Origin of the sequence: Pseudoalteromonas sp. bablab_jr011, from assembly GCF_016464045.1 — a bacterium.
Classification (GTDB): domain Bacteria; phylum Pseudomonadota; class Gammaproteobacteria; order Enterobacterales; family Alteromonadaceae; genus Pseudoalteromonas; species Pseudoalteromonas lipolytica.
This window is the reverse complement of the sequence record NZ_JACDWU010000075.1, coordinates 1-2,855: the sequence shown is the minus strand read 5'-3', so window position 1 is coordinate 2,855 and position 2,855 is coordinate 1. Positions and strand designations below refer to the sequence as shown.

Sequence of the window (2,855 nt, the reverse complement as noted above, 5' to 3'; positions counted from 1 at the left end):
TTAATAATCTCTGTAGAATGCGTCCGTGTTGAGAGGGCATAGCCCACAAGATAAAGAAAAGCGGCACTAGCTCAGTTGGTAGAGCGCAACCTTGCCAAGGTTGAGGTCACGAGTTCGAGCCTCGTGTGCCGCTCCAATTATTTGGAAGCGATAAGGCGGAATGGCAGAGTGGCCATGCAGCGGATTGCAAATCCGTCTACCTCGGTTCGACTCCGGGTTCCGCCTCCATTTAATACTCCACATGCTCTTAGAGCGACCCGATGCCCGGGTGGTGGAATTGGTAGACACAAGGGATTTAAAATCCCTCGTTCGTAAGGACGTGCCGGTTCAAGTCCGGCCCCGGGCACCATTTATACTTCAAAGTTTATATCTACTCTATTTCATATTTATTTCTATTTCCTTATTTACTCTAATTAGTTTTGTTATTTCCAAAATAGCTTTATAGTTTGTTTATGGCTACTTGATTAATGTATGCGTTAAATTTCCTTACATTATCAGTGGTATTATTCATAAAGTATCAAGGACAGATAATGGAACAATTTAAACGTGGTTTAAATCAGTTTTGGGTAGGCGCAGTGTTTGGTGTATGTTTCGCCATTGCGCTTGTTCTTATTCCGGTTGCGATTATCATGTCTAACATCAATGACGTACTGAAGATTCATGAAGTCAGTGTGTTAGTCAAAAAAGTCTCAACGGCATTTGATAAAACAGAACAAGCTCTCGAAAAAGCGAAAACAGCACTTGTTGATTTTGACAATGAAGTGGTGATGGAAGTGCTCACGGCAGTGCAATCTTACCAACAACAAACTCAGCCGCTATTTTCGGCAGAACAAAAGCAAGCCCTTAAAACAAAAGTCAAAGCTCAGTTAACAGAAAAGCTAAAAGTAACGTTAACCGAACAGCAAGTTACATTCTTACTCACGGTTTTTGAAAAGCTTGCAGAATCAAAAAAGGGAGCTGAACAGCTCCCTGAAAATACGACACTAAATTAAGCAAACACCTATCAAGCTTACTTACGCCAAGCACCTTTTGGTATTGTTTGATTTAATTTTTCGTTTTGTGACGGATCAAACGTGGGTAGCTTGCCCGCTTTACGTTGGGTGTTGTAGTCTTTAGCAAGCCAAATTACGACACCTGACAACATAAATAACGCAATAACGTTGACGATAGCCATAAGGCCCATGGATATATCAGCGAGAGTCCAGACAATAGGTAACTCACCAAGTGCGCCAAACATTACCATACCCAGCACTAATAATCTGAAGATCACTATACCTGCAGCGTGGTTATGTTCTAGAAATAATAGATTTGTTTCAGCGTATGAGTAATTGGCAACTATCGATGTGAATGCAAAGAATAAAATCGCAATTGCAACAAAGGTTGCGCCCCAACTTCCAACATGCTCCTCAAGTGCTGCTTGTGTCAGTGCAATACCCGTAACCCCTGATTCTGGGATTAATTGTTGAGATAATAAAATAAGAGCCGCTGTGGCTGTACATATAATAATGGTATCAACAAAGACGCCAAGCATTTGTACATAACCTTGTGAAGCTGGGTGTGGCGGATTAGGTGTTGCTGTTGCAGCAGCATTCGCGGCGCTACCCATACCTGCTTCATTTGAGAACAAACCACGTTTTATACCTTGGATCATTGCTTGCATCACGCCATAACCAATAGCACCTGCACCTGCTTGTTCAAGTCCAAATGCACTATTAATTACATGCATAAACACATTAGGTAATAATTCATAGTTGATTGCACAGACATAAAGTGCAACGAGTAAGTAGGCAAGCGCCATAAAGGGAACAACCATCTCTGCGAATCGAGAAATTGTCTTTAAACCACCAAAAATAATAATGCCTGAACCAAGCACAAGCGTAATACCGACAATATACTTTGGAATACCAAACGCGACATCAAACGCTGCAGCGATAGAGTTAGATTGTACAGCATTAAATACAAGGCCGAAGGCAAGGATCAAACACAGCGAAAAGATCACGCCCATCCAACGTTTACCTAAACCGTATTCCATATAATAAGCAGGACCACCTCGAAAGTTACCGTCTTCATCGACCGTTTTATAAGCTTGCGCAAGTGTACTTTCAGCAAAACTGGTTGCCATACCAATTAAAGCAATCAACCACATCCAAAAAATAGCACCTGCGCCCCCTAAATAAAGTGCAACTGCTACACCCGCCATATTACCTGTACCAACGCGAGCTGCTAAAGAAGTACAAAAAGCTTGAAAAGAGGAGATGCCTTCTCCTGAACCTTGGCGGCTATGAAACATAACCTTGATCATATGGGGAAATTGGGTGAATTGAATGAAACCGAGTCGAAGAGTAAAAAATAGCCCCGCAGCTATTAATAGGTAAACCAGAATGTGACCCCAAAGTAGGCCACTTATACTATTTATAATATCTGTCATTTTACATGCCTTGTGAGCGAGTGGAAAATCTGCGGCGCAACTTACCACAACATAGAGGGATAGTTTAGTAATTCTGTTAAAAAACCAGAGTTATCCACAGGGTTTTGTGGGTAAGATGTTGGTACTTAGTAGGTATCTAACGTATTTAAAAATAATTAAAAAATAGTAAGAAAAGTGCTTGCGTAAAAAATCCATCTCCCTATAATGCGACCTCACTGACACGGCGGGCAGCAACGAAAGACGCTGAACAACGTGGCTGAGAGTTAAGAAAAACTTCGGTTTTAAATCTTCGAAAGAAAGTTTAAAATTAAGTGTTGACTCGAAAAATTAAGGATGTATTATACGCATCCCTCGAGACGCGAAAGCAACTCGAAACGTTCTTTAACAATATAAAGCAATCATCTGTGTGGGCACTCGTACAGATTGA

General features: G+C 41.2%; 2 protein-coding genes and 3 tRNA genes. 4 read left to right on the top strand and 1 reads right to left on the bottom strand.

The window, feature by feature from the left end; translation table 11 throughout:
• Positions 1-60: 60 nt before the first annotated feature.
• From JIG41_RS01940 to JIG41_RS01925, 4 genes are all read left to right on the top strand, one after another.
• Positions 61-136, top strand: a tRNA-Gly gene (locus JIG41_RS01940).
• Between the two features lie 18 nt (positions 137-154).
• Positions 155-228 (top strand) — tRNA-Cys (locus tag JIG41_RS01935).
• A 34-nt stretch (positions 229-262) separates the two neighbouring features.
• Positions 263-349, top strand: a tRNA-Leu gene (locus tag JIG41_RS01930).
• A gap of 181 nt (positions 350-530) precedes the next feature.
• Positions 531-992, top strand: coding sequence for a hypothetical protein (locus JIG41_RS01925; RefSeq protein WP_036969311.1), 462 nt, complete (start codon positions 531-533; stop codon positions 990-992).
• A 17-nt stretch (positions 993-1,009) separates the two neighbouring features.
• Here the strand turns inward: JIG41_RS01925 and JIG41_RS01920 are convergent, their stop codons facing one another.
• Positions 1,010-2,428 (bottom strand): sodium:alanine symporter family protein, encoded by a 1,419-nt coding sequence (locus tag JIG41_RS01920; protein ID WP_199524192.1) that lies wholly within the window; start codon positions 2,426-2,428, stop codon positions 1,010-1,012.
• Positions 2,429-2,855 lie beyond the last annotated feature (427 nt).

Bases quoted from the DNA above. Each gene is read 5' to 3' on its own strand.
- JIG41_RS01920 (WP_199524192.1), bottom strand. From the start codon at position 2,428: ATGACAGATATTATAAATAGTATAAGTGGCCTACTTTGGGGTCACATT.
- JIG41_RS01925 (WP_036969311.1), top strand. From the start codon at position 531: ATGGAACAATTTAAACGTGGTTTAAATCAGTTTTGGGTAGGCGCAGTG.